Raw genomic sequence first — 22,298 nt, 5'->3', positions numbered from 1 at the left:
GTCAGACCGGGGGGTTAGCGCAGCCATGGTGGTGTGTTCTCCCCGGTGTCATCCGCTGCAATGACAGGGATAAGCAGCTGCCCCCCTGCCGGGAGCGACGCGGTAATGGCCACCTGCGGATTAGCCATAATGATGCGCCCATAGCCCAGCGGGTCACCATAATAGTGATGGGCCAGGGTGTCCCAGCGTTCGCCTTCACGGGTGGTATGGATCATGACGGCAGGCGTATCAGCAGACATCATTATCCCCTCCGGCTCATAATACGGCTGGCCAGGCGACTCAGCGGTGCTGACTGATGCTGGTAAACCGTCACGGCATTGCCAGCCAGACCGGCGACGGTATCGAGCGCACCGGGCAGCTGTTGACTCTCGCCCGGCGCAAGGCCGCGCAGGGTGTCCCGGGCATGGTCTATCATCGTTGCCGCTTCACCGCTCGCCCGCAGGAGCGGGATAGCGTCGGGTAAGGTGCCGGTTAACTGGCGCAGCCAGGGTTGCGATTGCGCCAGCGGCGCGGCCACATCGCCCAGGCTGGTCAGTACGCCGGGTACGCGGGTCAGCGCCGCCACCGGATTACTTTTCATCTGTCGTGCGACCCGGATGACACTGGAGGCGGTCTGTAGCGCCGATTGCGCCTGCCGGGCAAAGCCCACCGCCTGGCGCAGCGTCTGCCCCAGCCCCGACGCGGGCAAGGCCGCCTGCCGGGTCTGATGCAGGTTTGGCAACCCACCTTTGACGGCAGGGGGTCTGAGCGGCTTTTGCAGGTCGCCGGTATATTCGCGCAGCGTCACCTCAACCGATAGCGCCTGGGCACGGCCCTGCGCGCTGCAGAGCTGGGTACTCAGCGACAGGTCGGTAATGACAAACCAGCCCTTGTAATCGCCGTTACCCAGCACAAAGGCCAGCGCCTGATGGGCACGGCTCGCCGCCTGCAGCCGTTGCCACTCACGCCCCGGATCACAGTAACGCTGATGAAGCACCAGGGTCAGATGGTACTCATCCAGTTTTGCCCCGGTAAACTGCAAGCCCGGCTTGTGGCCAATGCGTGCCTGCTCGGCAAAGTCATTGCCAAAAGTCCCGTCCTGGGCATCAAAGCTGGTACCCAGCTGAAAAGGGATATCCCCCAATACGGCAAACATTATTCCAGCCTCCGGCGCTGCTGTTGTTGCAGTACGCGCGCCAGCATCTGCTCCAGTTCGCGCACACCCAGACTCAACGCCTGCTGCACCGCTGAACCGGGGGTTTGCGACCGACCATCAAGCACAATATTGGGACTAAAATGCACCACGATACCGCCCTGGCCTGTCGTCCCATGCCCCATCGGCCCCGCCCCGTTCGGTACCGCGGGGATGGGAGCGGGTCGCCATCCAGGCAGACCCGGCAGTGCCAGCCCTGCGCCTGCCTGCAACAACGCCGCCAGCCAGTCGCTGGTCGCGCTGCGAGTTTTTGGGGTGGTGCGTCGGATACCGATTGCCGCCCCCTCAACGATATTGTCCCCAAAGCCCATAAAGACCCGTGAGGGGCTATTAATACCCAGCGTCTCGCTAAACCAGCTTTTGATACTGCCGCCAAACTCAGTGATACTCTCTCTCGCCGCGGTCAGCTTGCTGCGAATACCACTGACCAGTCCCTCAATCAGGTTGCGACCGAAATCGGTAAAATTGGCGGGTAACTCAATAGTGAAATAGCGCATGACCCCCGCGAACGCCTTATAGAACAGTCCCACCGGCGACCAGTTGATAATCAGCGCCGCGACGCCACCGATGCCGCCGGAAAACGCCTGTTTGATATCCGCACAGCGGGCTTTGAACCAGGCGCTAATGGGCCCCCAGTAGCGGTAAATCAGGAAAGCGCCGACAGCAATACCGGTGATCAGCAGCCCAATGGGATTAAGCATCAGTGCCCGGCCAATAAACAGCACGGCACGTCCCGCTATCATCAGGCCACGCACCAGTCCGCCGCCGAGCACTGCCCCCAGACGCAACGCGCCGCGTGAAAGTCTGCCCATAAGTCCGGCCAGACGGCGAAGGCTACCACCCCGGCTAAAAGCGGCAGACATCAGTAACCCGCCGCTGCGAACTGTCTGAAAGCCTTTCCAAAGCGAGATAAATGGGGTGGCAACCAGGTTTAACACCATTCGCACACCCAATAGCCCGATTTTAAAGGCCAGCAATCCCCCAACCACACCGGCAATGCTTTGCACAAGTTGAGGGTTAGCCTGAACCCAGCAGTTGATCTGCGTTATCAAGGGCACAACCGTATCGACAAATCCGACGACTTGCGGTGTGAGCTGCTCCCCTATACTGATCCCCAAATCACTGCTGGCGATCATCAATTGCTTCATTTTCTCAATCGGCGATGCCAGTCGCTTGGAATAGTCCTCTGCCTGCACGTCGGTGTTGGCGGTGCTCAAGGATTCAGCACGGATAGTGCGGTACTTCTCCATATTGGCCAGCATCGGACGGACAAAAGCCATCACCTGCATATCGGCGAACAGCTCACCCAGCCCAAAATTTTGCTGAAGTGCCAATAACGCCTTATCGCGTGCCTTATCGTCTTGCAGTGCCATCGCCGATTTAAATTGTGCCAGGGCTTGCGGACTTTTTCGCGCCAGATAGGTTTGCAGGGTATTCATCATCCCTTCAATCGGCGAAATGCCATACGCTTTTTGCTGCATTAACGACTTTTCAATATCGATATGCACATCGGCAAAGCGTTTTCTTGTTTCTGGGGCATACAGTTTTTCGAGAAAATTATTAAAATTGTTCGCTGCTTTATCTGAACTGCCCGCCCCAATTTTTGCCACCTGTAAGGCGGCCACCATCTCCGCAACGGCTTCCTTACCCTGCGCTACACTCGCCATTTGTGGGGCTAGCTCGGGTAACCACTTCACCTGATCAGCAATTTCAAACGATCCTGCTTTACCCCCATAGGTCATGATGTTCTGTACGGCAGCAAAATCTTTGGCTGCGATGCCTAATGATTGTTTGGTGGTAAAAGCGGCTTGCGCCCACAGTTCTGCCGGGGTTTTTGTGGCCGTCGCCGCGCGGGCAATACTTGGCAGGTAGGCGCGCAGATCATCCAGATTATCGATATTATTGCCAATCAGTGAACTGCTTGCTGCCTGTAAATCATCCTGAGTCTGGTTGTACTTCAGGCTCCAGGCACGAATATCCTTGCCCAGTGCGTCGCGGGTTTTCGTGTTAAAGCCCGCCGTGATCGCCATATCGATCATGTTGTCCTGAAAGGACATGTACTTTTTTACTGACGGCTGAACGGCACCATAGGCCGCCCGAGCCATGCCGTAGCTCTCCAGTCCCTGACCGTAGATCTTCATGCGATTATCACGCAAGGCGGTCGAGGTGGCGGTGGCGCGAGTCAGGCGTGCCTGCTGGCTTTCCAGTCGGGACAGGGTATGGCCAACGCGGGTCAGTTCACCGTTCAGGCGGCGGGCTGCATCTCCGCCAATGTCGCCGTATCGGCTAACCGCCCGGGTCAGCGATGCCTGACGCTGCTGTAGTTGGCTGGTCGCAGAACTCAGCCGTTCCAGTGCCCGTTGGGAATTCCCCATAACAGCCCGGAACGTGCCGTGCAGGGCGGCGGAGACGACAACACCAATTGAAAAACCACTCGCCATAAGGGTAAACTCACTAATAATGAATAAGGAGAGCAACCATGGAAACGCGTCTTAACCTCTATAACGGGCTGATCGGTATGGTGCTGGCGGCATGTTACTGTTATGGCCTGTACTGGGTAATAGAGCCCATGGTGGCCAGAAGCGAGTCATGGATAACCATTTTTATGATGTCCGGCATCGCTACAGCGGTGATTGGCCTGGGTTTAGCCCTTCTTGCGTTCTGTTTTGGCCCCTTTATCGCACTGGCTTTTTTCGCCGCTGAAGGTTTTTTTCGCTTTCTTTTTTGGACTATTCGCCGTATTCGCGCTTTATCTGCTCGCCCGCTTCCTTAAGGTAGCCCTCAAATTCTTCCACCGGCAGTCCGTCAATCTCACTGGGCTGCCAGCGAAACCACCTCGCCAGTAACGCCTCCGCCTTACGCAGTTGTCCCGGATTACTGTATCCAGCCCCGCAAAGCCGCGAAATCGGCCATGCAATGCCTGGTAATCCGCCAAATCCATCTTGTCCAAATCTTCCGGTAACAGCCCGGTCATGCTGGCAACCAGCAATTCATCTAAATCAGACGGATCCTGACTTTGCTTGCGTACCTGCTTCATGTCGCGCACGGTCAAACGACGCACGGTGACCTGCGTCAGCATCTCGCCATTGGCCAGCGGATAGGGAAAACGCAGAGGGTAAGTGTCGTGCATAATAAGCTCCTGGGTTGAGGGGATTTCTTGACCCTGGCAGTCTGGCATTCGGGTGGGTCAGGGGCTTTTAAATGCCATTAAGAAGACAGGGACGATAACGCCCCCTTGAAAACGGATGGCGCGCTAACCACCAATATTGGCCCGGTAGTCTGCCAGCATATCCACCCCGCCCACGCGAAAAATATTCGCCATGTAGTCCAGCTCCAGTAATTCTTCGCCATCCAGTACCTGCTTGATATAGGTGCAGGTAAAGGCGCTGCTTAAATCCGGATCCTCATGCTGCCTGAAGGTGCCCAGCGGGTTCTTTTTGAACATCACCGTCATATAGGTCACCATTGGCACTTCATTGAACCGACCCTGGCTGGCAAACTGCTGAACACTGCAGCGGCACTGCAGCTGATAGGTGCTAAACGGGTTGGCGACCAGCCGGGCGACATCGGCGTAGAAACTGTTCCACTTGATTTCTCCCTCCAGTTTGTCAAAACTGTAAGGCAACTCTATCCTGCCCACCAGGCCGAGCGCCTTGCGCTCCTGCATGATGGCCTGTATCTCCGGGCATTTCACCTCTTCGGCTCGCCCCAGCAGATTATTGCCATTAACGTAAATATTGGCATTGCTGATGGCGTTAAGCTGAATTTTACCGGTCATATTTCACCTCCTTCCAAGGTATCAACACCGATTGCCGTCAATGTCAGGTATCCCATTGACCCGGTAATCAACCCCTTCTCAATAAGATAATGCACACCGAAGTCCGGACCTGCCCCAAACCGTTGCGCCAGATCGGCGATAAACAGTCCTTCCCCTCGCGGGCGCGCCTTCCTTTCACGATAGAGTTCGCTCAGCAACAGACAACGACGCATCTTGTTCTCTTCTACCCTTATCATGACGCGCTTCCTTTCAGGTTAGCCAGAAACTCGGCGGTAATTTCGGTTTCATAGGTCAGGCGCTCCATCGGCGGGGGCGGAGTATAGGCATAGTTCAGCAACAGATGCCCGGCAGACAGCTCCTCTTCTTCATTACGCGCCTTGTCATACCAGCAGCGAAAGCCAAGCAGCGCACCATCGCCTGTCAGCTTGCGCCCGTAGGCATTGACCGACTCGCACAGGGCATCAATCAATGCCTGATTGATGGGCCTGTCCATATACTGCAGACTGAAAAAGCGCAGCGCCTCGTCGAGCATATCGCCGGTACGCCGCACGTTTTCAAAGTTCTTCATATGGGTGACGGCCGGAAACGCCGCCGTGCGGTTGCCCCACAGGCGCAGGCCGGTACCAAAACCGTTAAATACCGTGGTGATGCCGTTTTCATTAAGCTGGTTAACTTCACTTTGGGCATCCCCGAGCTTCGCCGACAGCGCCCGCTCCATGCCGACAATCCCGGCAATCTCCTGATTGGAGGACGACCACCAGAACCCTTTTTCCAGGTCGACTTTCGCCCGCAATCCCGCTGCACGTTGCGAGAGCGGCTCCAGGCGATTTTTGTTGCTGGCCTTGTCATACCAGGGCATGCGGATAGCACAGGCGCACCCGTTCGGAGGCAGTGTTGAAGTTGATGGTGCCAGACGATCCACGACCGGCGATAGCCTGCGCAAAGGTGGTGCCAATCGGCGCATCCACATAGGCGATGGCCTTGAGCTTGTCGGCATAGGCCGCCAGCTCGGCAGTGACCGAGGTCTGGGTACAATAGACTGGCGCAATCAAAATTTTGGCGTCATAGCCCAGCAGATTATAAACATCGTCGAGCACCTTGATGCCGCTCCGTCGTCCGGCGGTATCGATACTGCCCAGAATATCTGCCGCCGTGACCTGACCGGTATCCAGATGATCGTAGCTGGCGATACAGGCTTCGCCTGCCGGGATAGCGCCTTTGGCTTGCCGCGTTAACGTCCCGCTCACCGGCTCAAGCTGATAATCCGTCTCTCGCCGATACGTGGTTTTGCTGTCGGCGCTTTTCAATACCAGTGCGCTCACGTACCCATAGCGAAGGCGGGCACGTTGATGCTGTGCATCAAATTTCAGGTCGCTTTCATCCACATGCTGGGTGTGTCGTGTTGGATCCAGTACGTTGATAACCACCACGGTACCGGCCCCATGATCGTAAATCGCCCGCAGCGCCTGCGGTAGGGTAAAACCGGCGATTTCCGGGCCAAACTGGGCGGCGTCCTTTTCTGACAGGCATTGTATCGGTTGATTCACCGCGCCGGTTGGGGCAGTGCCTATCAGTCCTATCACCGATGATTTGACGGCGCGTACCGGACGGGGGCCGCGCTCGACCTCAATGGTCTCCGGGCCGTGTAAATAGTTAGCACTCATGTTTTTTCTCCCTCCGTGCCCGGGCTGTCTGTTTTCTGCTTGCCCGCCTTCTCTGTCGGCGAGGGGGTGGCGGCAGGCCGGGATTTCACAGGACGCGCCGCCGGTTCAAGGTAGACCGGTTGCGCATCCAGGCGCGTCAGATAGCCGAGACACACCAGTGTCTGGGTGTACTCATGATCTTCCGGCATTTTCACTTCCCTCCCCGGCCAGAGCAGGACTTCCTGCAGCACCTCGCCGGTACGCAGGGTGACGCCACTGGGTGGGCCGTCATAACGAAACAGGGCCATCTTTATTGCTCCTCAGGGTTTATCTGGGTTAACGGGGGGATGGTCTTCGGGGCTGTCGTTCTGGATAAAAACCGTCACGGTCTCAATGGTGAGCGCGTACTGCCACAGCCCCTCGCGCTGCCCCAAAAAGACCTCCTCGACCAGCCAGATATCACGCTGGCAGTCGGGTGGCCGCCAGCCGCCCAGACACTGGCGCACCTGGTCAAGCACCGCCACCGCGCCGTCTTTGCCGTTAAGCTGTCTCACCACCACCGTGGCGGTCAGTCTGACGGTCTGCGGCTGAATAACCACCCCGATATCCTGCGTCTGGCCAAAATTTGATTTGCCGTAGCTGACCAGCACCGCCCCGCGCGGATGATTCAGGCGAAACTGCTCAGGCCGTTCAGGGAAGAAATCCACATGCAGCCCTGGCAGCTGAAGGCGCAAGCGTTCAACCACCGCGCTCAGTAGGGTGCAGGTATCCATCAGTAGCGCTCCAGCAGGCCATCAGGGCCACCGAACTGCCGTTCCCGGCTGCGGACACGGTATTCCCCCGGCTCGGGCATATCCCGTTGCGTTGCCTGAATGCCCAGCGTCAGCTTGCCGTCGCGCAACGCCACCAGGGTTTTCTCTGTGGCGCGATAGCTTTCCTTCACCGCGTCCGGCAGGTCACCTTCAGGGCGGCGGCGATAGAGGGCATGGCACACCAGATTCAGCGCCAAATCCCTGAGGACAGTGGGTACCTGGGTCAGCGGCAGGGTATAGCGCCCGCGCAGATGGGCATCAATCAGCTCGACCGCATACCGGATGGCGTCATTCACCACAGTTTCATTAACGACATCCGGCAGCGCCTGGTCAATCGCCATGGTCATCCCGTCCTGCGTCAGCTCAATCAGCGTCTGACGGGGAATAACCGCCGCCACATCATCAGGTGTGCAGTAATCCATCAGATACCTCGCACCATGCGGATAAGCTGGCCTTCGGCAGTGGCGCTATCGAGCGCGACACCGACCGTGGAGGCCGGTAATGCGCCTTTTTCCAGAGCAGACTCCGGCATAACCCGACCCTGATCATCGGATTTCAGTAATTCGCCGACACTGATGGCACTACCGGCCTCGACCGCCATAATGCCCAGGACATTGACCGGCACGACATCGCCTTTTTTGCCCGCGATGTCAGCCACACCGAGTTCGGTACCGCTGCCTTTAAAAACCTTGCCGGAGATGCCGACCAGTCGGTGCTGGATTAACGTCTCGACGGCCACTATTGTGGTGGTCAGTACCACCTGTTGGGTCACCATGACTCAGGCTCCTTTGACGTTGGTGATAAGATAACCGGCATCACTGCCTACCACCGCCACCTTGTAGATATCGGTGTAACGCACGTTCACCACCTTGCCCCCGGCACTGTCAAACTTATCGGCCATCGGCATGCCCTGACGGCGGAAGGTGTAACCAAATGACGGCTCGTGCTCATCGGCGCTATCGCTACCGGCCTGCGGCCCGGACACGTAATGCAGCATCACGTTGTCCGCCCACAAATCAGAGACCGTCTTGCCATCCTGGGAGAGGGCACGCGGCTGGCCAATCAGCACGCTGTCGACCTGGAACAGGTCTTTAAGCATCTCTTCTGTGATTCGTTTACGTTCATTAGCCCCGATAGCGGCCTGCAGCGCGGGATGAAAGCGCAGCAGCGCCATCACCGACGCGCCGAGCGTTATCACATTCGGTCGCAGACCAATGTTGTTGCGCACCACCTCCATACCGGCCTCAATATCCTTGAGGGGATTACTGTCCTTGGCACCCCAGCCTGTGGCGGCGGTGAGTTTTTTGACGGCTTCTTTCGGATAAATTTTGCTGTCCTGCGCCAGCTCGGCCACATACCGCTCACGGCGCAGGGCAATCCCCTGTGTGGCACGTTTCGCCGCCTTGGCTTCTTCATTGAACATCGACTCGGCCTGTTCGCGGTAATCCACCGGTGCCGCCAAATCATGTTCATCCAGCACGATGTCCATCGCGTCCTGCTTTTCGCGGATCATGATATTGCTGTCGGCACCGACGGCGCGTTGCGTCTCATACACCGCAAACAGACCCTTGCCGAAGGTGGGTACTTTCGCCCCTTCCTTTTCCATCATCACCATCGGGAACAGCTGCTCACCGATAAACGCGGCATTTTTATAGCCACGGGCGACGGTGGTCAGTACCGGGTCAGCGATGCGCTTCCCCTTGAGATAATCAGACATACTCTCTCCTTACAGGCAGCGCTTGACCGCCGCTTCATAGCTGATGTTTTCAGACGTCGCCAGGGCCTGCGCTTTCTGGTGCAGGGCCAGCGCGACCGGGTCAGCATCGGCAAACTCCACCGACTGCCCTGACGGGGTACCGCGTGCCTTGGTCGCCACCTCGCTGAAACAAACCAGCGGCGGGGAGGTTTTCAGCACGTGTCGGAACGCCTCGCCCAGCGGCTGGGTAAGACTGCCCTCGCTGAAGGCCACTGGCTGGTCGCCGCGTTCAACCGCATCCAGCAGCGCCGCCACCACGTTTTTGGCGGCAGGGGCCAGACGCCCTTCGCTGACCAGACCGTCGGCAAAGGCGGCATTCATTTCATGACGCTGACGTTGTTCGGCCTGACTGTCGGCCTGGCGACGCGCCTCAAGCTGACGCTTCAGGTCAGCATTCTCCTGCGCCAGGCGCAGCGTTTCTTTCTCATCCACAGTGTTGTCCTCAGTGGTGGGGGGAATTGATGGTGTAGGGGATGCCGGGGCGGTAGTGGTGCTTTCAGTGAAAGCCGGACGCACGCTGTCGCTTTCCTGGCCTGCGTCGCGCAGCGCGTCGATTTGCCACGCAGGGAGCGCCGCATCGGTCGCTTCACGGCCAAATTTCTCAATCAAAAAGTCACGCAGCCGGGCGAACAGTGACGCACTGGTTGTACTGCTCCAGTCGGCAAACTCGACCACGCCTTCTTCCGCTTCACTGAACGCGGCAGGCTTGAGGCCCTTAATCGCGGGCGGCTGTGCGCCGAGAAAACCGATATGGCGCAAATACCAGTTACCGGGCTTCGGGTTGCCGGGCGCATCGGGGGAGTAGAAACAGGCAGAAATGTTCTTGTAGCGTTTTTGCGCCACCAGTTCGGCAAAGGCCGGGTCGACGTCCTGGGGTTCAGCCAGCACATCAGTACCCTGTGCCACCAAGCTTTTTACCCAGCCGTAGGCAGGGGCGTCGAGCGCAGGATGCCCGACCACGATAGGCGCATCGTACAGCGCCGGATCGTAAGCCTGCACCATCGCCGCGACCGCCGCTTCGCTAAACTGGATCCGGTTGCCGTGCATATCGGTATGCGTACCGGTTTTGAAAATATGGAGTGTGCTCATGTCCCCTCCGGTCAATAGACAGGGGGACAGTGTGGCGTGTGAAAACGGGGCAGGCTTTTAAAGGGGTTTAAGAATGTACGGATAACGGCGGGTCACCCACATCATGCCGTTAAAAGGCGACGACCGTCAACGCAGGTGATAAAAAGGGCGCAGGAAAGCCTTTATAAAGGTTTATAAAGGCCGTCAGGGCGTTCAGGGGTAAACTGACCCGCCTGAACGCCGTAAAACGCGCCACGGGCGTTAGCGGCGGGTGGCCCTTTCCAGATAGCGCAGCACCGACGCCAGCAGTTTTTGTTCGATACCGGGCTGAAGCGCGCCCTGCTCATCAACAGGCAGATACGGTCGCGCGGGCAGGGTGACGCGGCGTTGGCGTCCGGCCTTGCCGCCCAGTTGATGAATACGCGCATAATCGAGGTGGCTGCCCACCGTGGCATGATGGCGACTGTAGTCGGTGGTGACACTGCCGCGTAGCTGGCCGCTGGCCGACAAGGTCATGCCCTCTCTGGCCAGGGCGGCCACGGAAGGCTGCCAGGCCGGGTGCCCCTCATCCTCGAAGTTCAGGTCGGTTTCGGTCTTGAGGGTTTCTGCCAGGGCGCGCATCAGCGGCGTCATGTCCTGCCCGGCGAGGCTCAGGTCGCGTAGCGCCTTTGCCAGTTCGCGGGCATCAATCTGAATGTGCATCAGGTCTTTCATGATGGTCCTCGCCACTGTTGACGCGCCAGTGCAGCCAGCGGGCCGCCGTAGCGCGCGAAGTCAGGCTCGTAAGCACGACCGGGTGTACAGGAAAAGCCGACATCCGGGCTGAGGGTTTTACCGGACGGTAAATGAAAGGTGGTCACCGGCTTCATTTCCCCGGTTTTTTCAGAGACCAGTCTGAGCGCCGTCTCCAGTCGACCGGCTGCCGTCCTCACCGCCAGCCCGCGCTGACGCACGTCGTCGGCAGAGAGCGCAATGACGCTGCAGCGACAGCGCCAGCCGTTAGGGGGATAGAAGGTCTGCCAGAACGGATCCTCCGCCGGAAAAACCAAACCATGCAGCGCCAGATGGCTTTTGCGCGTGCGGTTATCGCGGATGGCCACGTACATCCAGTAAGGCCGATCATCGATATTGGCCTGCTGCTCGGCCCAGCGTCCTGCGCTGTAGAGCATAGAGAGATTGGTACGGTAAATCGTCTCCAGCCGCCATGCACTGCCCTGCTGAACGGTGACCGGCTCGCCCGTGACGGGGTCGGTGGTATCGGTTTTCCCCCACCATCCCCTGGCCTGCAGTATGGGGGTCAGTTCCTTTTTAAACCACGGCAGGGTCTTGCCTTCCGCCAGGGCGTTTTCCAGTGCCTGGCGGATATCCTCCAGAATATCGAGGCGCATCACTTTCGCCACGGTAAAGGCGTGTGCATGCGCTTCCTGCCACATCTCCTCCCAGTCCCAGGTGATGCGGTAGCCCTTGGCGCGGAGGTAGGCAATGGCGCGTGCAGGCGGCAGGCCAAAACAGACGGCAATGTCGTTACTGTTGAGCACTGAGCCTCCCGGCGATGTTCGCCACAAATAAAATCCGCGCCAGGTGCGCCTGCAGACGGTCAGCCGCCATACGCGGATACATTTCTGCCAGCATGCCCATTAATGCCTGGGGAGACTGGCCCTGCTCGACGGCGGCAAACAGCGGAGACAGTATCGGCTCCATGGCCTTATCCCGTTGCCCGCTGGTTATCAGACTCTCCAGCGCGTGCTCCAGTTCATCCTCTGCCAGCCCGGCGGCGTCGGACTGCGTTTCGGCAAAGGCCGCGTTCGTCAGGGGCGTCATGACCGCAGACTCGCGCAGGTCGCCCGGCTGCAGGTTGTACTCACGCATAAAGTATTGCGGGGTAAACAGCGTGGCGGCCTGCGACAGGCTCAAATCGCGTTTGGCCTGGGTCTCGTCAATGGTCTCTTGCGCCCACAGCTCCCATGAAGGCATTGGCACCTCACCGAAATTAAGCTCCACCATAAACCGCAGTACCTGATTGATGGCACTCATCACCATGGACGCATCGCCATCGCGGATATCGGCGGCGACTTCCAGTCCGGCCTGTGCCGAGGCGTGCGTGGTCTCTGCTTCGGTGGTCTGGTTTTGTCCCAGCAGGGCAATGACGATTTCAGAGCGGGCCAGTTCAATCAGATGGCGATAGATGTCGCTGGAGGCCCCCTTGCCCGCGGATTCAATAATTTCCACCGTGGAATCATTGGGGATCACCGCCACCGCGTCTTCTACCATCTTGTCGAGCGAATCGAGCAGCAGGTCGATTTCCGCATCGGCGGTGCCGCGTGGGTGTTTGCCAACCAGCCAGGGGCTGCCGTACTTCTCGGTAAAGCGCATCCAGAACGACCAGCCGGCTTTCTTGAACGTCACCGGCCAGAAGCACATTGACAGGTCGGGAAAGCCGTAGGGGTTATCAAAGGTGGCGTCTTGCGTCGCCACCACAAATTTGCGCGGCGGTAATAACTCGCCCGCCAGGCCGGACTGCGGGGCCTGAAAGCGCAGGCGATTCTCCGTATCAAAGGTAAACAACTCAGGCGGCTTGCCCACCACATCGGTCATCACCAGATGGCGCCCGTCTTTTGCCCAGCTCAGTTCGGCGGGTTGATAGCCAAAAAGGCCGCCTCCAGCAGTTCGCCGATGAGGCGGTTTATGTCCCACTGCGCCAGGGTCTGTTCAATAAAGCGCACCACAGGCGCAGGTGCCTGCCCCGGCTCCAGTCCGCGCTCCAGGCATTTGACCGCCGATTTACGCCGCCGGATACTGCTACCCACCAACGGCTCAGCGCGTAACTGGCGGTAGACGCTAATCGCCTGGCCTCTGGCGCGTAATATCGGGTCGGGATTGGGTAAATGGCCGAACAGTTGTCCCAGGCCCGCCGGACTGCGGGCGCGGGTAGCAATGTCACTGAACAACGCTTTTTATCGATAATCATCAATATCCCTCCAGCAACAATGAGGCCTGACGCGGGCAACAGGAGTAAGCGCGCACCGGGCCGTGGGGCTGGTCGGCGGCGCTGAGCGCTAAAAACAGCGCCCAGGCACGGTCAGCGTGCCCGGCGGCATCGCTCTCGGCCACAAAACGCGGTGCACCGGTCGGACTCATCACTTTTTTCAGTTTATGCAAATCGGCGCGTAACGCGCCATCGCCCTGTGGCAGTCGCAAGCGGCGGTCTTCAAATACCTCTTTACCGCGCGTGGCCAGCGTGAGTTTATTGCTGGCGGTAAACAGCACCCCCTCGACGCGATGGGTACCATGACGGCGTCTGGCATCCTCCACGGGCTTTTCGCCGAGACCAGTCTGGTCGATGCAGCAGCGCAGTACCCGGTAGTGGGCAAAGACCGCATCGAGCAGCGCATCCTGCTCGGCAAACGGGGCACGCTTGCGGGTAATGATGTCGCGTGTCCAGACCACATCGCCCACCTGTTCAATCACCCATATCACAAACAGGTCATGGCGCAGACCGATATCGACCCCGACAAAACAGGGACCGCCGTTATAGTGCTCAGGCTTGCCGGCCTGCGGGTGCTCTACGCCATCAATCAGGTCATAGGAAAGCCAGGCGGCGGCTTCATCCAGCCAGTGCAGTTCAAATTCCTGCGCCCAGGCGTCTTCATCATTGAGCGCCTGTTTGAGGGCGGCTACATCCCGTGGCAGGCCGTCTTTGACCGCCTGGTAAATGTCGACCCGATGGCGTGACCAGACGCTGTCCAGCGACGGGTCGGTCATCAGCTCATAAAACTTGTTGCCCTTGCCATTGGGGGTGGAGGTGACGCGCAGCCTGTAGCCGTTCGATATCACCGGAAACAGCGCGGCCCAGATTTTGCGGCTGTCAGCATGAAAGGCAAATTCATCGAGAAACACATTGGCGGCAAAGCCGCGCGCCGTATCGGGGTTGGCGGGAAGTGCGGTAATGCGTGAGCCGCCGGGCAGCACTGCCTCCAGCAGGGTGTAACGCTCGCTGCCCGAGCCTTTCACGCTGCCTTCGATTTCACGGATGGCCAGACCGTACGCCTGACAATGCTTTCTGACCCCTTCTTCCATCGCCTCTTTGGCCTGGCGTTCCCCGCGCGAGAGAATGACCCAGCGGGTGCGACCGCCACGGGCCTCGGTCTCAAAACAGTCATCAACCAGCTCCAGCGTGGTGGTAAAGGTTTTGCCGGTCTGGCGCGCAAACTGGCCGATTTTAAAGCGCGGCCGGTCAAGCAGCCAGCGCTGCTGGTAAGGGTAAAGCTCCAGTGCCGCGCTCACTGGATGATCCCGTAAATCTGTTGACGGACACGCTGCACGGTTTCCAGGCTGACGTGGCCGTCGTTGTTTTTGACTTCCAGCTCCAGCACATCCAGCTGGGCGGCAATTTTATCGCGCACCTCTGCCTGATAGCGTTTGAGACTGACCGACGAGCGGGTCAGGGTGGCAATGCTTTTGCCCACCCTGGCCAGGAGCGACGCACGCTCTGCGGGCGCCATCTCTTCATCACTGGCCTCACGCACGTCGATGAGCGCCGTCAGAATATCGGCCTGAATGGTGGCGATAATCGCCTCCGAGCGCTTGTCCTGGTCGTCTTCCGCCCCTTCGGTAATGACGCGTGCCATCTCGGTGGCTTCACGAATGGCGGCAAAGCGGCGCTGCACCTTCTGACCGTAGCGGGAAATCTGCGCCCGACCGATGCTGTACCCTTTATCCCGCAGCAGGGTCTCCAGCTCCCGGTAGCCACTGAAATTGCGCTCCGTCAGCGCCCGGTCGAGCCATTCACGCACCGATGGAGGCAATACATCGATATGACTGCGCGGTGCCATCGTCACTCTCTCCAGTATCTGGCGGGGCGGGCAATGCCGGGGATATCGTCGGTGACGTATTCCACCTGGTTCACCCCTTCCAGGGTCAGCGTCACCCACTGCTGGGTATCGAGCGGAGCCTGCTTATCGCTCGCGGCAGACGGAAAGGTTTTATCGGTCAGTTGCTGGCTTAACTGTTGCAACTGCTTCTCTTTTTCGGCCACCAGTTGCTGGCTGCGCTTGAGCGCCGCTTCATCTTTACGCAATGTTGCCCGCAATTCCCGTACCGACATGCGGTCAACCTCATCGAGCGTCAGGCCCGCGATGGTGCCGCCTTCGGCCAGTTCGGCGAGGTCTTCGTCGTCTTCGGTCATCAGTTCAAAGAGCTTAGCTTTACCTAAACTCGCTAACGTTAGCGAGTTTTTCTGTAACAATGGTGATGTATATTTCAAAGCTGCTTTCATTATCGAATTTGCAGTTCTATGAGCCATTCCTAGTTTTTCAGTAACTATCTTAGTAAACTCCCCATGCGGCTCATTCTCTTTAAGAATAATCAGTCGCTTCCCCGCCTCCAGCATGGCTTCGGCACTCTGTGCCATATAGAAGCGCGCCTCATGCACAATACGTTCTCTTTCATAGGGTAAGCCATCTCCGAAACGCGCCATCACCTCCTGTTGGGCGCTGTTTTCTGCCTTTTTTTCAGGGTATGCAATTGCCCCCCCCGCAATCGTGATATTGTCCGCCGTAGTTACAGACAGGCTGGTTGCCGCTTTTTTCTTTGCCATACAGGTCTCCTTCTAGGCCGATAACAGCCAGTGATTTTTAATGGTGATAAGAGATATACAAAAACAGACAAAAAAAGACTTTACATTATTTCGCATGTATTGGTATGTTTATTTTTAACTTTTTATGACGGAGGCAAAACAATGTCACTACAACACCCCGCCGACTTTAAGCGAAATTTTTATGACCGCGTCTATCAGGACTATCCGACGGTGGCGGCATGGGCACGCCAATCCGGCTTTAAACCTTATCAGGTATACATGCTGCTTGATGGCTCCTGCCAGGGCTGGCGCGGGGAAGCGCGCAAAATTAAACAGGCTATTGAACAGATAATGGGAAAACCCATGCCATCAGGTAAAAAGCGCTATAAAAAATAACATTCGCCCGTTTCACTGACGGTAACATAATTTCCATTAATGAAAAAGAGGCTCTCCGATGAAAAACACCTTATCGCTCCATGCTTCTTCACGCACACGGCGGGCGCTGCGTATTTTGAAAGCCATGAAGGGGCATTACCGCGAGGGTCTGTCCAATAAAGCCCTGGCGACGCTTATCAATGACTCACCCGCCAATATCAGTCGCACCCTGCCGTTTTTAATGGAAGAGGGCATGGTTGAACGGCGCCTCAACGGGAATTACGCCCTGAGTGAAGAACTGATACAGATTGCCCTGGCTTTTTTTGATGAAACCGAACGGGCGCAAATCAGGATGGCAGAACGACGGGGTCGCTGCGTAGCCTCACCGTCAAAACCGTAAGAGGAAAAAATCATGGGTAGAAAAGCGTTACCGATAACGGCTGAAATCACCCCCGAACAGCCCCTGTCGCCGGATTTAATGAACAATCTTAACGCCCTGGCTGAACATCAGCAGGCGATTATGGACAGGTACGGCGAAGGCCTGCCCTATGAAAGAGAACGTATTGTGCATGAGGCGCGCTTCTATATGGCACAGAGTGCCGAAGCCATGCTGGAGGCGGGGAAGCGACTGATTATTCTTAAAGAGAATGAGCCGCATGGGGAGTTTACTAAGATAGTTACTGAAAAACTAGGAATGGCTCATAGAACTGCAAATTCGATAATGAAAGCAGCTTTGAAATATACATCACCATTGTTACAGAAAAACTCGCTAACGTTAGCGAGTTTAGGTAAAGCTAAGCTCTTTGAACTGATGACCGAAGACGACGAAGACCTCGCCGAACTGGCCGAAGGCGGCACCATCGCGGGCCTGACGCTCGATGAGGTTGACCGCATGTCGGTGCGGGAACTTAGGGCAAAACTGCGTGAAACGGAAGAGTCACTTAAAGCCAGCCGCCGCCTGGCCAATGAGAAAGATCAAAAGTTCAATGAACTGAGCGAAAAACGCCTGCTCGATCAGCATCGCCCATTAGGGGAAGAGGGAATACGTCAGCTCCGTGAAGAGATTGGCCTGGTGGGCTTTGATGTTAAAGCCATATTAATGGGCCGCTTTCGGGAAGGGCTGGAAAAACTGAGTAGTCACAGTGGTGATATCACGTCCCACGCCGACTATTTAGCGGGCCTGCTTAATGATATTGAGTTTGAAATCAATGTGTTACGCAGTGATTTTACACTGCCCCATCACGCCCCGTCAGAGACCGTACCTGACTGGGTAAACGCCGATGCAGAGGCAGAAGACGCGGATTTTCAGTTACCTGAACATTTACGCGGTACCGGACAGGATAGCGGCGAGGAGGTGGAGTAATGAACCCCATCCTGACCGAACGCATACTGGCGATTGCCCAGGCTGCCGAAAAAGCCGGGCATGGCGGCAAAGACGCTGTTTATCAGACAGGTTGCCAGGCACTCGGCATTTCCAGAGCCACACTGCTGCGAAAAATTAAACAGGTGAGCTATAAACCGCCGCGCAGGCAGCGGGTGGATTGTGGCACCAGTGCCCTGACCCGTGAGGAAGCCCTGCAGATATCCGGCGTGATGATGGCCTCGCATCGCAAGAACGGCAAACGCCTTTACAGCCTGGAGCAGGCGGTTAATGACCTGCGGGCGAACAACCTGATTCATGCCGGGTATACTGATAACGAGACCGGCGAGTGGTACCCCCTGTCGGTGGATGCCATCAGCCGGGCGCTGTACCGTTACCGCCTGCACCCCAGCCAGTTAGGCGCGCCTGCCCCTTGCGTCCAGCTAAAAACCAACCATCCCAATCATGTCTGGCAACTGGATGCGTCGCTGTGTGTGCTTTATTACCTGAAAAACCCAGGCAAGCGGAGCACGACTCGTGACACCGGCCTGCACATGATGAGTGAGGCGGAATTTAACAAGAACAAGCCAAAAAATCTCGACCGCATTGTTAACGACCGCGTCTGGTCATTTGAGCTGACTGACCATACCAGCGGCTGGATTTACGCCGAGTACCGCTTCGGCGGCGAAACGACACAAAACTTTACCGATGTACTGATTAATGCCATGCAGGAGCGCGGTGGGGCCGACGTCCTGCATGGCGTGCCGCGCATCCTTTATACCGACCCCGGTTGCGCGCTGGTCTCGTCCACCCTGCGCAACCTGTGTCAAACCCTCGGTATTCAGCTTATCGCCCATAAAGCCGGCAATGCCCGCGCCACCGGCTCAGTGGAAAAGGCGCGTGACATTCTCGAGTGCCATTTTGAATCCGGTCTGCGGTTTGTGCAAGTCGATAATATTGATGAACTCAACCGCCTGGTCGGGTTATGGCGTAAAAAATACAACCGTACCGCCATCCACCGACGTACCGGCATGACCCGCACCGACTGCTGGCTGCGTATTACCCCTGGACAGTTAATCAAGGCACCGCCTGTTGACGTCTGCCGCGAACTGGCGGTGAGTCTGCCGGAAAACCGTAAGGTCAGCACTCACCTTCGCGTGTCGTTCAGGGGGAGTGAATACGATGTACGGCAAGTCCCCGGCATTTGCGTGGGCGACACTGTACAGATAGTGCGCAACCCCTGGCGCGACAGTAAAGCGCAGGTGGTCATGATGAATGAGAACGGACTGGAAGTCTTTTGCCGGATGCCGGAAGTGGCGAAAGACGACTACGGCTTTGACCTCAACAGCCCGACACCCGGCGAATCGTTCAGGGCATTACCCCACACCACGGCGCAACACCATCTGGCGGAAGTCGGGCAGACCCTGTATGGCAACCACCACACCGGGGGAAACCGCTGCCGCGCAAAAAGCCAGGGCGCTGCCACTGGGCGGTCGCTTTAACCCTTATCTTGATAATGAACGCGATACCCCACCGATTTACCTCCCCAGACAGGGGCAGGTCTCCACGGTTTGTGCCCCGCGTTTTGAAGAGCGATTAAACCCGGTCGTGGTGGTTCAACAGTTGCGTGCGCGTTTTCAGGCGGCGGGCAAGACCTGGCGCAGTGAATTTTACACCACGCTGACCCAGCGCTTCCCGGACGGCATCCCCGCCGACCAGGTCGACGCGCTGGGTGATGAACTGATGGCCCAGTCCACCGGGGTGGTGGTCCCCCTGGCCAGTCACGGTTAACGGGAGGCCATCATGCTGAAACTGAAAACCCTGTTACAACAACACAATCTGACACAGGCAGCACTGGCCCGGGCGCTTGACCTTTCCGGGGCGACACTGGCGCAGATAGTCAATCACCACCAGTGGCCGAAACAGGACACCGACGCGCTAAAACACCGTATCCGGGCCTGGTTACGTGACCAGGGTATCGCGACGGACGACTGCTTTGACGGGGTTACGTCCGGCGGCAGGGAAAAGCACACACCACCCAGCAACGAGGAGGACACCATGTTACTCAAAAAACAGGTATTACTGCCTGCCACCAAAAAGCATTTTGGGCTGTTTCGCGCCCCGTTTGATGACAACGCGGTACAGGGTCATGAAGATGTGTTTTTAACCCCTGAAAGCCGTTATGTGCGCGAGGCGTTGTACCAGACCGCCCGCTATGGCGGCTTTATCGCGGTTATCGGGGAATCCGGTTCGGGTAAAAGTACCCTGCGTCGTGACCTGACTGACCGCATTTATCGGGAAAACGCCCCGGTGGTGGTGATTGAACCCTACGTGCTGGCGATGGAAGACAACGACCATCAGGGCAAGACCCTCAAAGCCGCCAGTCTCGCCGAGGCTATTGTCCACACCCTGGCCCCACTGGAAAAACTCAAACGCTCACCCGAAGCCCGCTTCCGTCAGTTACACCGACTATTAAAAGAGAGCAGCCGTGCCGGGTACAGCCATGTGCTGGTGACTGAAGAAGCCCATTGCCTGCCCATCCCGACCTTAAAGCACCTCAAACGCTTCTTTGAGCTGGAAGACGGTTTTAAAAAACTGCTGTCCATCGTCCTGCTGGGACAACCCGAGCTGGGCGACAAGTTATCCGAGCGCCTGTTAGCGGTCAGGGAAGTGGTACAGCGCTGCGAGGTCATTGACCTGCCGCCGCTGGATGAACACCTGAGCGACTTTCTTGATTTCAGGTTTAAACGCGTCGGTGGCGACATGAACAACGTTCTCGGCCCGGACGCGATACCGGCACTGCGTCAACGCCTGAGCTGGCTGCGCCCGAAAAAAGACACGCCGGTCAGCCTGCTTTACCCGCTCGCTGTCGGCAATCTGGTGACCGACGCCATGAACCTGGCCGCCGAGAACGCCATCCCGGTTATCGACGCCAATATTATTCACAGTGTGCATTAAAGGAGGCTTTTATGCTGAACCCCGCCGTGACCATTAAAAACCCGTCAGCGATGACCTACCAGGCCATCCAGCAGCAGTTCAGGCAATGCCTGTCGGTGATGGACAAACTCAGCCAGGAGGGCTTTACCGTCAGTCAGTTTACCGTTGATGGCTATAGCCGTCCGACCATTATCCTGCGGCATGACCGACGGTGTGATGCCTTACATCAAAAGGGCCATGCCGTTCGCTATGCCCTGGGTACTGACCGTCAGGGCCGCTGGGAAAAATACCAGTTCCTGCAAGATAACTGCCGAATCACCTGGGAGGTACGTTAATCATGAAAACACGCCCTGTCCGTATTACCGCACGACAATCGGTTTATCTGGCAAAAACCGTGGATATTACCGAACAGGACTATGAAACCTATTTATCGATTTGCGAAAACTGCCGTGATTTTAATGAACAAGACCAGCGTCTTGGTGAAATAGCGGCCCGATACCACATGAATTTATTTGAGCATATTCAACACACTGACGCCCCTGAAGACATTATTTTCGAGCGCGTTTAATTCCCGACGTTGTTAATTAAAAGGTAAAAAAGATGGCAAAGAAAATAACGCGGCTTAAAGCCGCGGCGGGTGCCTGCACCCCGCAAACTCGTGAGCAGGTGATAAGCGATATTAAAAATCTGGGCGATATCCAGCGGGAAATGACCCGACTGGAGACGCAGATTAATGATGAAATTGCACGATTAACGCATCAGCATGCGGCTGATATTGAAGCCATGAAGGCCCGCATCACCCTGTTGCAAAAAGGTATCCAGACCTGGTGCGAGGCCAACCGGGAGGAGCTTACCCAAAACGGCAAAACCAAAACCGCCAACCTGATAACCGGCGAGGTGTCATGGCGTAACCGCCCGCCATCCGTTTCGCTAAAAGGAATGGACGATATCCTGCAGGCGCTGGAAGAAAACGGGCAACACCACTGCATTATTCGCAAGGCACAGGTGGATAAAAATGCCCTGCTAAAAAATCAGGATACCATCAGGCCCCTTAATATTCGCGGCATTACCTTTCATCACCAGCTTGAGGATTTCATTATTACGCCCTTCGGGCAGGAGGTGACCTCATGAGCTATCAGAAAATAAAACCTCTGCGCCGCCAGATTGAAAGGCACATAAACCGCGCCATGCATCACCTGCGGGCAGACCATTCTGCCGCCGCGTATTGTGAATTTCAACATGCCTTCGGGATACTGGCCGGACTCATCGTCGACTCAGATAAGGAAAACCCGTTATGAGCATTACCTGCATCAGCTGCCATCAGGCAACCCGTCACCTGAATCCTGCCCAGGCCCGGATTATCCAGCAACCGGAAAGCGGCGAGTGGGGAATTGACCTGCTGCTGGCCTGCCCACACTGCGGACAGCCTTATAGCGCCTGGATACTTAACTGGGATGTCGTGCCACTAAAAGGTATCACGACAAATTCGCCATCAACGCCACACACTCACAATAAACCCGCCGGTTAACGGGGAGGACATCGCCATGTGGATATTAATTTTGGCCATGTACGCCAGTCCTTATAGCGATAATGTTTTTTCCTCCCTGCATACACAGGATTTTGACACGGCAACCGCCTGTCAGCAGGCCGCCAGACTGTTTGCGAAAAAATTTGAAACCTTCAGGGATATTGATGCCAGGGCGATTTGCGTGAAGAAGTCATAGCGGAAAAGCGGCATGTAAACCATTCAATTGTATAATAACGCCATTCATTTTATAATCCTTCAAACCCCGAAGGATTAT

The 22,298-nt window shown here is 57.0% G+C and carries 27 protein-coding genes and 3 pseudogenes; 11 read left to right on the top strand and 19 right to left on the bottom strand.

Annotated features, from left to right (window positions below; all coding sequences use genetic code 11):
* Positions 1-14: 14 nt before the first annotated feature.
* From AC6I8M_RS05840 to AC6I8M_RS05830, 3 genes are read right to left on the bottom strand one after another with little or no spacing between them, the layout of a single operon-like run.
* A complete protein-coding gene (locus AC6I8M_RS05840) occupies positions 15-242 on the bottom strand; it encodes a tail protein X (RefSeq protein WP_010615532.1) in 228 nt (75 codons plus the stop codon).
* Complete coding sequence (locus tag AC6I8M_RS05835; RefSeq protein ID WP_058948924.1) at positions 242-1,135, bottom strand: phage tail protein; 894 nt, start codon at positions 1,133-1,135, stop codon at positions 242-244. Before AC6I8M_RS05835 ends, AC6I8M_RS05840 begins: the two co-directional genes overlap by 1 nt.
* Positions 1,135-3,633, bottom strand: a complete 2,499-nt coding sequence (locus tag AC6I8M_RS05830) for a phage tail tape measure protein (protein WP_041387466.1) — start codon at positions 3,631-3,633, stop codon at positions 1,135-1,137. The genes AC6I8M_RS05835 and AC6I8M_RS05830 overlap by 1 nt, the downstream gene beginning before the upstream one ends.
* Before the next feature lie 38 nt (positions 3,634-3,671).
* On the opposite strand from AC6I8M_RS05830, the gene AC6I8M_RS05825 reads away from it, so the two are divergent.
* A complete protein-coding gene (locus tag AC6I8M_RS05825) occupies positions 3,672-3,965 on the top strand; it encodes a hypothetical protein (RefSeq protein ID WP_010615535.1) in 294 nt (97 codons plus the stop codon).
* Here AC6I8M_RS05825 and AC6I8M_RS05820 read toward each other — a convergent pair.
* The 16 genes and pseudogenes from AC6I8M_RS05820 to AC6I8M_RS05745 form a co-directional block, all read right to left on the bottom strand.
* The gene (locus AC6I8M_RS05820) at positions 3,942-4,322 is read right to left on the bottom strand and encodes a phage tail assembly protein (protein ID WP_498013699.1); all 381 of its coding nucleotides are present in this window, start codon (positions 4,320-4,322) and stop codon (positions 3,942-3,944) included. The genes AC6I8M_RS05825 and AC6I8M_RS05820 overlap by 24 nt on opposite strands.
* Before the next feature lie 123 nt (positions 4,323-4,445).
* Entirely contained in the window at positions 4,446-4,970 is a 525-nt protein-coding gene (locus tag AC6I8M_RS05815) for a phage major tail tube protein (RefSeq protein ID WP_498013698.1), read from the bottom strand.
* Positions 4,967-5,206, bottom strand: a complete 240-nt coding sequence (locus AC6I8M_RS05810) for a hypothetical protein (RefSeq protein WP_010615538.1) — start codon at positions 5,204-5,206, stop codon at positions 4,967-4,969. Before AC6I8M_RS05810 ends, AC6I8M_RS05815 begins: the two co-directional genes overlap by 4 nt.
* A pseudogene (locus AC6I8M_RS05805) lies at positions 5,203-6,634 on the bottom strand (phage tail sheath subtilisin-like domain-containing protein). The gene AC6I8M_RS05810 and the pseudogene AC6I8M_RS05805 overlap by 4 nt, the downstream one beginning before the upstream one ends.
* Entirely contained in the window at positions 6,631-6,921 is a 291-nt protein-coding gene (locus tag AC6I8M_RS05800; RefSeq protein ID WP_010615539.1) for a hypothetical protein, read from the bottom strand. The pseudogene AC6I8M_RS05805 and the gene AC6I8M_RS05800 overlap by 4 nt, the downstream one beginning before the upstream one ends.
* Before the next feature lie 12 nt (positions 6,922-6,933).
* Positions 6,934-7,386, bottom strand: coding sequence for a Gp37 family protein (locus tag AC6I8M_RS05795; protein ID WP_010615540.1), 453 nt, complete (start codon positions 7,384-7,386; stop codon positions 6,934-6,936).
* Positions 7,386-7,847 carry a gp436 family protein gene (locus AC6I8M_RS05790; RefSeq protein WP_010615541.1) on the bottom strand — a complete coding sequence of 154 codons (462 nt, stop codon included), beginning with the start codon at positions 7,845-7,847 and terminating at the stop codon, positions 7,386-7,388. The genes AC6I8M_RS05795 and AC6I8M_RS05790 overlap by 1 nt, the downstream gene beginning before the upstream one ends.
* Positions 7,847-8,200 (bottom strand): capsid cement protein, encoded by a 354-nt coding sequence (locus AC6I8M_RS05785; protein WP_010615542.1) that lies wholly within the window; start codon positions 8,198-8,200, stop codon positions 7,847-7,849. The genes AC6I8M_RS05790 and AC6I8M_RS05785 overlap by 1 nt, the downstream gene beginning before the upstream one ends.
* A 3-nt stretch (positions 8,201-8,203) precedes the next feature.
* Positions 8,204-9,142: a hypothetical protein gene (locus AC6I8M_RS05780; protein WP_010615543.1), complete on the bottom strand. Its 939-nt coding sequence runs from the start codon at positions 9,140-9,142 to the stop codon at positions 8,204-8,206.
* 9 nt (positions 9,143-9,151) lie between these two features.
* Positions 9,152-10,270: a peptidase gene (locus AC6I8M_RS05775; protein ID WP_010615544.1), complete on the bottom strand. Its 1,119-nt coding sequence runs from the start codon at positions 10,268-10,270 to the stop codon at positions 9,152-9,154.
* Between the two features lie 240 nt (positions 10,271-10,510).
* Positions 10,511-10,978: a phage virion morphogenesis protein gene (locus AC6I8M_RS05770; RefSeq protein ID WP_318285232.1), complete on the bottom strand. Its 468-nt coding sequence runs from the start codon at positions 10,976-10,978 to the stop codon at positions 10,511-10,513.
* Positions 10,960-11,787 (bottom strand): phage head morphogenesis protein, encoded by an 828-nt coding sequence (locus AC6I8M_RS05765; RefSeq protein WP_010615546.1) that lies wholly within the window; start codon positions 11,785-11,787, stop codon positions 10,960-10,962. Before AC6I8M_RS05765 ends, AC6I8M_RS05770 begins: the two co-directional genes overlap by 19 nt.
* Positions 11,774-13,203 (bottom strand): annotated as a pseudogene (locus tag AC6I8M_RS05760) (DUF935 domain-containing protein); the annotation flags it as partial. The pseudogene AC6I8M_RS05760 and the gene AC6I8M_RS05765, both read right to left, overlap by 14 nt.
* Before the next feature lie 13 nt (positions 13,204-13,216).
* Positions 13,217-14,533, bottom strand: a complete 1,317-nt coding sequence (locus AC6I8M_RS05755) for a phage terminase large subunit family protein (protein WP_498013464.1) — start codon at positions 14,531-14,533, stop codon at positions 13,217-13,219.
* Positions 14,530-15,081, bottom strand: coding sequence for a DUF3486 family protein (locus AC6I8M_RS05750; protein WP_022547924.1), 552 nt, complete (start codon positions 15,079-15,081; stop codon positions 14,530-14,532). Before AC6I8M_RS05750 ends, AC6I8M_RS05755 begins: the two co-directional genes overlap by 4 nt.
* Before the next feature lie 2 nt (positions 15,082-15,083).
* A complete protein-coding gene (locus tag AC6I8M_RS05745; RefSeq protein ID WP_498013697.1) occupies positions 15,084-15,845 on the bottom strand; it encodes a DUF3102 domain-containing protein in 762 nt (253 codons plus the stop codon).
* A 30-nt stretch (positions 15,846-15,875) separates the two neighbouring features.
* Here AC6I8M_RS05745 and AC6I8M_RS05740 point away from each other — a divergent pair, with 30 nt between their 5' ends.
* The 10 genes and pseudogenes from AC6I8M_RS05740 (at position 15,876) to AC6I8M_RS05695 (ending at position 22,220) form a co-directional block, all read left to right on the top strand.
* On the top strand, positions 15,876-16,220 hold the full coding sequence (locus AC6I8M_RS05740; protein WP_498013378.1) for a helix-turn-helix domain-containing protein: 345 nt from the start codon (positions 15,876-15,878) through the stop codon (positions 16,218-16,220).
* Between the two features lie 58 nt (positions 16,221-16,278).
* Positions 16,279-16,599 carry a helix-turn-helix domain-containing protein gene (locus AC6I8M_RS05735; protein WP_022547321.1) on the top strand — a complete coding sequence of 107 codons (321 nt, stop codon included), beginning with the start codon at positions 16,279-16,281 and terminating at the stop codon, positions 16,597-16,599.
* 12 nt (positions 16,600-16,611) lie between these two features.
* A complete protein-coding gene (locus tag AC6I8M_RS05730; RefSeq protein ID WP_498013377.1) occupies positions 16,612-17,562 on the top strand; it encodes a DUF3102 domain-containing protein in 951 nt (316 codons plus the stop codon).
* Positions 17,562-19,350, top strand: a pseudogene (locus AC6I8M_RS05725) (integrase catalytic domain-containing protein). Before AC6I8M_RS05730 ends, AC6I8M_RS05725 begins: the two are co-directional and overlap by 1 nt.
* A 12-nt stretch (positions 19,351-19,362) precedes the next feature.
* A complete protein-coding gene (locus AC6I8M_RS05720; protein ID WP_498013376.1) occupies positions 19,363-20,517 on the top strand; it encodes an AAA family ATPase in 1,155 nt (384 codons plus the stop codon).
* A gap of 11 nt (positions 20,518-20,528) precedes the next feature.
* Positions 20,529-20,831, top strand: a complete 303-nt coding sequence (locus AC6I8M_RS05715) for an HI_1482 family protein (protein WP_010617117.1) — start codon at positions 20,529-20,531, stop codon at positions 20,829-20,831.
* Between the two features lie 2 nt (positions 20,832-20,833).
* Positions 20,834-21,064, top strand: a complete 231-nt coding sequence (locus tag AC6I8M_RS05710) for a hypothetical protein (protein ID WP_010617118.1) — start codon at positions 20,834-20,836, stop codon at positions 21,062-21,064.
* A gap of 32 nt (positions 21,065-21,096) precedes the next feature.
* Positions 21,097-21,627 (top strand): host-nuclease inhibitor Gam family protein, encoded by a 531-nt coding sequence (locus AC6I8M_RS05705; protein WP_010617119.1) that lies wholly within the window; start codon positions 21,097-21,099, stop codon positions 21,625-21,627.
* Entirely contained in the window at positions 21,624-21,794 is a 171-nt protein-coding gene (locus tag AC6I8M_RS05700) for a hypothetical protein (protein WP_010617120.1), read from the top strand. Before AC6I8M_RS05705 ends, AC6I8M_RS05700 begins: the two co-directional genes overlap by 4 nt.
* A 246-nt stretch (positions 21,795-22,040) precedes the next feature.
* Entirely contained in the window at positions 22,041-22,220 is a 180-nt protein-coding gene (locus tag AC6I8M_RS05695) for a hypothetical protein (RefSeq protein ID WP_022547326.1), read from the top strand.
* The last annotated feature ends 78 nt before the right edge of the window (positions 22,221-22,298 follow it).

This window comes from Type-A symbiont of Plautia stali, assembly GCF_059731155.1.
The sequence above is the reverse complement of the archived record's forward strand: the minus strand, read 5'-3'. Positions and strand labels throughout refer to the sequence as shown.

Bases quoted from the DNA above. Each gene is read 5' to 3' on its own strand.
- AC6I8M_RS05810 (WP_010615538.1), bottom strand. From the start codon at position 5,206: ATGATAAGGGTAGAAGAGAACAAGATGCGTCGTTGTCTGTTGCTGAGC.
- AC6I8M_RS05710 (WP_010617118.1), top strand. From the start codon at position 20,834: ATGAAAACACGCCCTGTCCGTATTACCGCACGACAATCGGTTTATCTG.
- AC6I8M_RS05730 (WP_498013377.1), top strand. From the start codon at position 16,612: ATGGGTAGAAAAGCGTTACCGATAACGGCTGAAATCACCCCCGAACAG.
- AC6I8M_RS05815 (WP_498013698.1), bottom strand. From the start codon at position 4,970: ATGACCGGTAAAATTCAGCTTAACGCCATCAGCAATGCCAATATTTAC.
- AC6I8M_RS05790 (WP_010615541.1), bottom strand. From the start codon at position 7,847: ATGGATTACTGCACACCTGATGATGTGGCGGCGGTTATTCCCCGTCAG.
- AC6I8M_RS05800 (WP_010615539.1), bottom strand. From the start codon at position 6,921: ATGGCCCTGTTTCGTTATGACGGCCCACCCAGTGGCGTCACCCTGCGT.
- AC6I8M_RS05825 (WP_010615535.1), top strand. From the start codon at position 3,672: ATGGAAACGCGTCTTAACCTCTATAACGGGCTGATCGGTATGGTGCTG.
- AC6I8M_RS05750 (WP_022547924.1), bottom strand. From the start codon at position 15,081: ATGGCACCGCGCAGTCATATCGATGTATTGCCTCCATCGGTGCGTGAA.
- AC6I8M_RS05785 (WP_010615542.1), bottom strand. From the start codon at position 8,200: ATGGTGACCCAACAGGTGGTACTGACCACCACAATAGTGGCCGTCGAG.
- AC6I8M_RS05735 (WP_022547321.1), top strand. From the start codon at position 16,279: ATGAAAAACACCTTATCGCTCCATGCTTCTTCACGCACACGGCGGGCG.
- AC6I8M_RS05745 (WP_498013697.1), bottom strand. From the start codon at position 15,845: ATGGCAAAGAAAAAAGCGGCAACCAGCCTGTCTGTAACTACGGCGGAC.
- AC6I8M_RS05700 (WP_010617120.1), top strand. From the start codon at position 21,624: ATGAGCTATCAGAAAATAAAACCTCTGCGCCGCCAGATTGAAAGGCAC.
- AC6I8M_RS05715 (WP_010617117.1), top strand. From the start codon at position 20,529: ATGCTGAACCCCGCCGTGACCATTAAAAACCCGTCAGCGATGACCTAC.
- AC6I8M_RS05705 (WP_010617119.1), top strand. From the start codon at position 21,097: ATGGCAAAGAAAATAACGCGGCTTAAAGCCGCGGCGGGTGCCTGCACC.
- AC6I8M_RS05695 (WP_022547326.1), top strand. From the start codon at position 22,041: ATGTGGATATTAATTTTGGCCATGTACGCCAGTCCTTATAGCGATAAT.
- AC6I8M_RS05840 (WP_010615532.1), bottom strand. From the start codon at position 242: ATGATGTCTGCTGATACGCCTGCCGTCATGATCCATACCACCCGTGAA.
- AC6I8M_RS05835 (WP_058948924.1), bottom strand. From the start codon at position 1,135: ATGTTTGCCGTATTGGGGGATATCCCTTTTCAGCTGGGTACCAGCTTT.
- AC6I8M_RS05795 (WP_010615540.1), bottom strand. From the start codon at position 7,386: ATGGATACCTGCACCCTACTGAGCGCGGTGGTTGAACGCTTGCGCCTT.
- AC6I8M_RS05830 (WP_041387466.1), bottom strand. From the start codon at position 3,633: ATGGCGAGTGGTTTTTCAATTGGTGTTGTCGTCTCCGCCGCCCTGCAC.
- AC6I8M_RS05780 (WP_010615543.1), bottom strand. From the start codon at position 9,142: ATGTCTGATTATCTCAAGGGGAAGCGCATCGCTGACCCGGTACTGACC.
- AC6I8M_RS05820 (WP_498013699.1), bottom strand. From the start codon at position 4,322: ATGCACGACACTTACCCTCTGCGTTTTCCCTATCCGCTGGCCAATGGC.
- AC6I8M_RS05720 (WP_498013376.1), top strand. From the start codon at position 19,363: ATGCTGAAACTGAAAACCCTGTTACAACAACACAATCTGACACAGGCA.
- AC6I8M_RS05775 (WP_010615544.1), bottom strand. From the start codon at position 10,270: ATGAGCACACTCCATATTTTCAAAACCGGTACGCATACCGATATGCAC.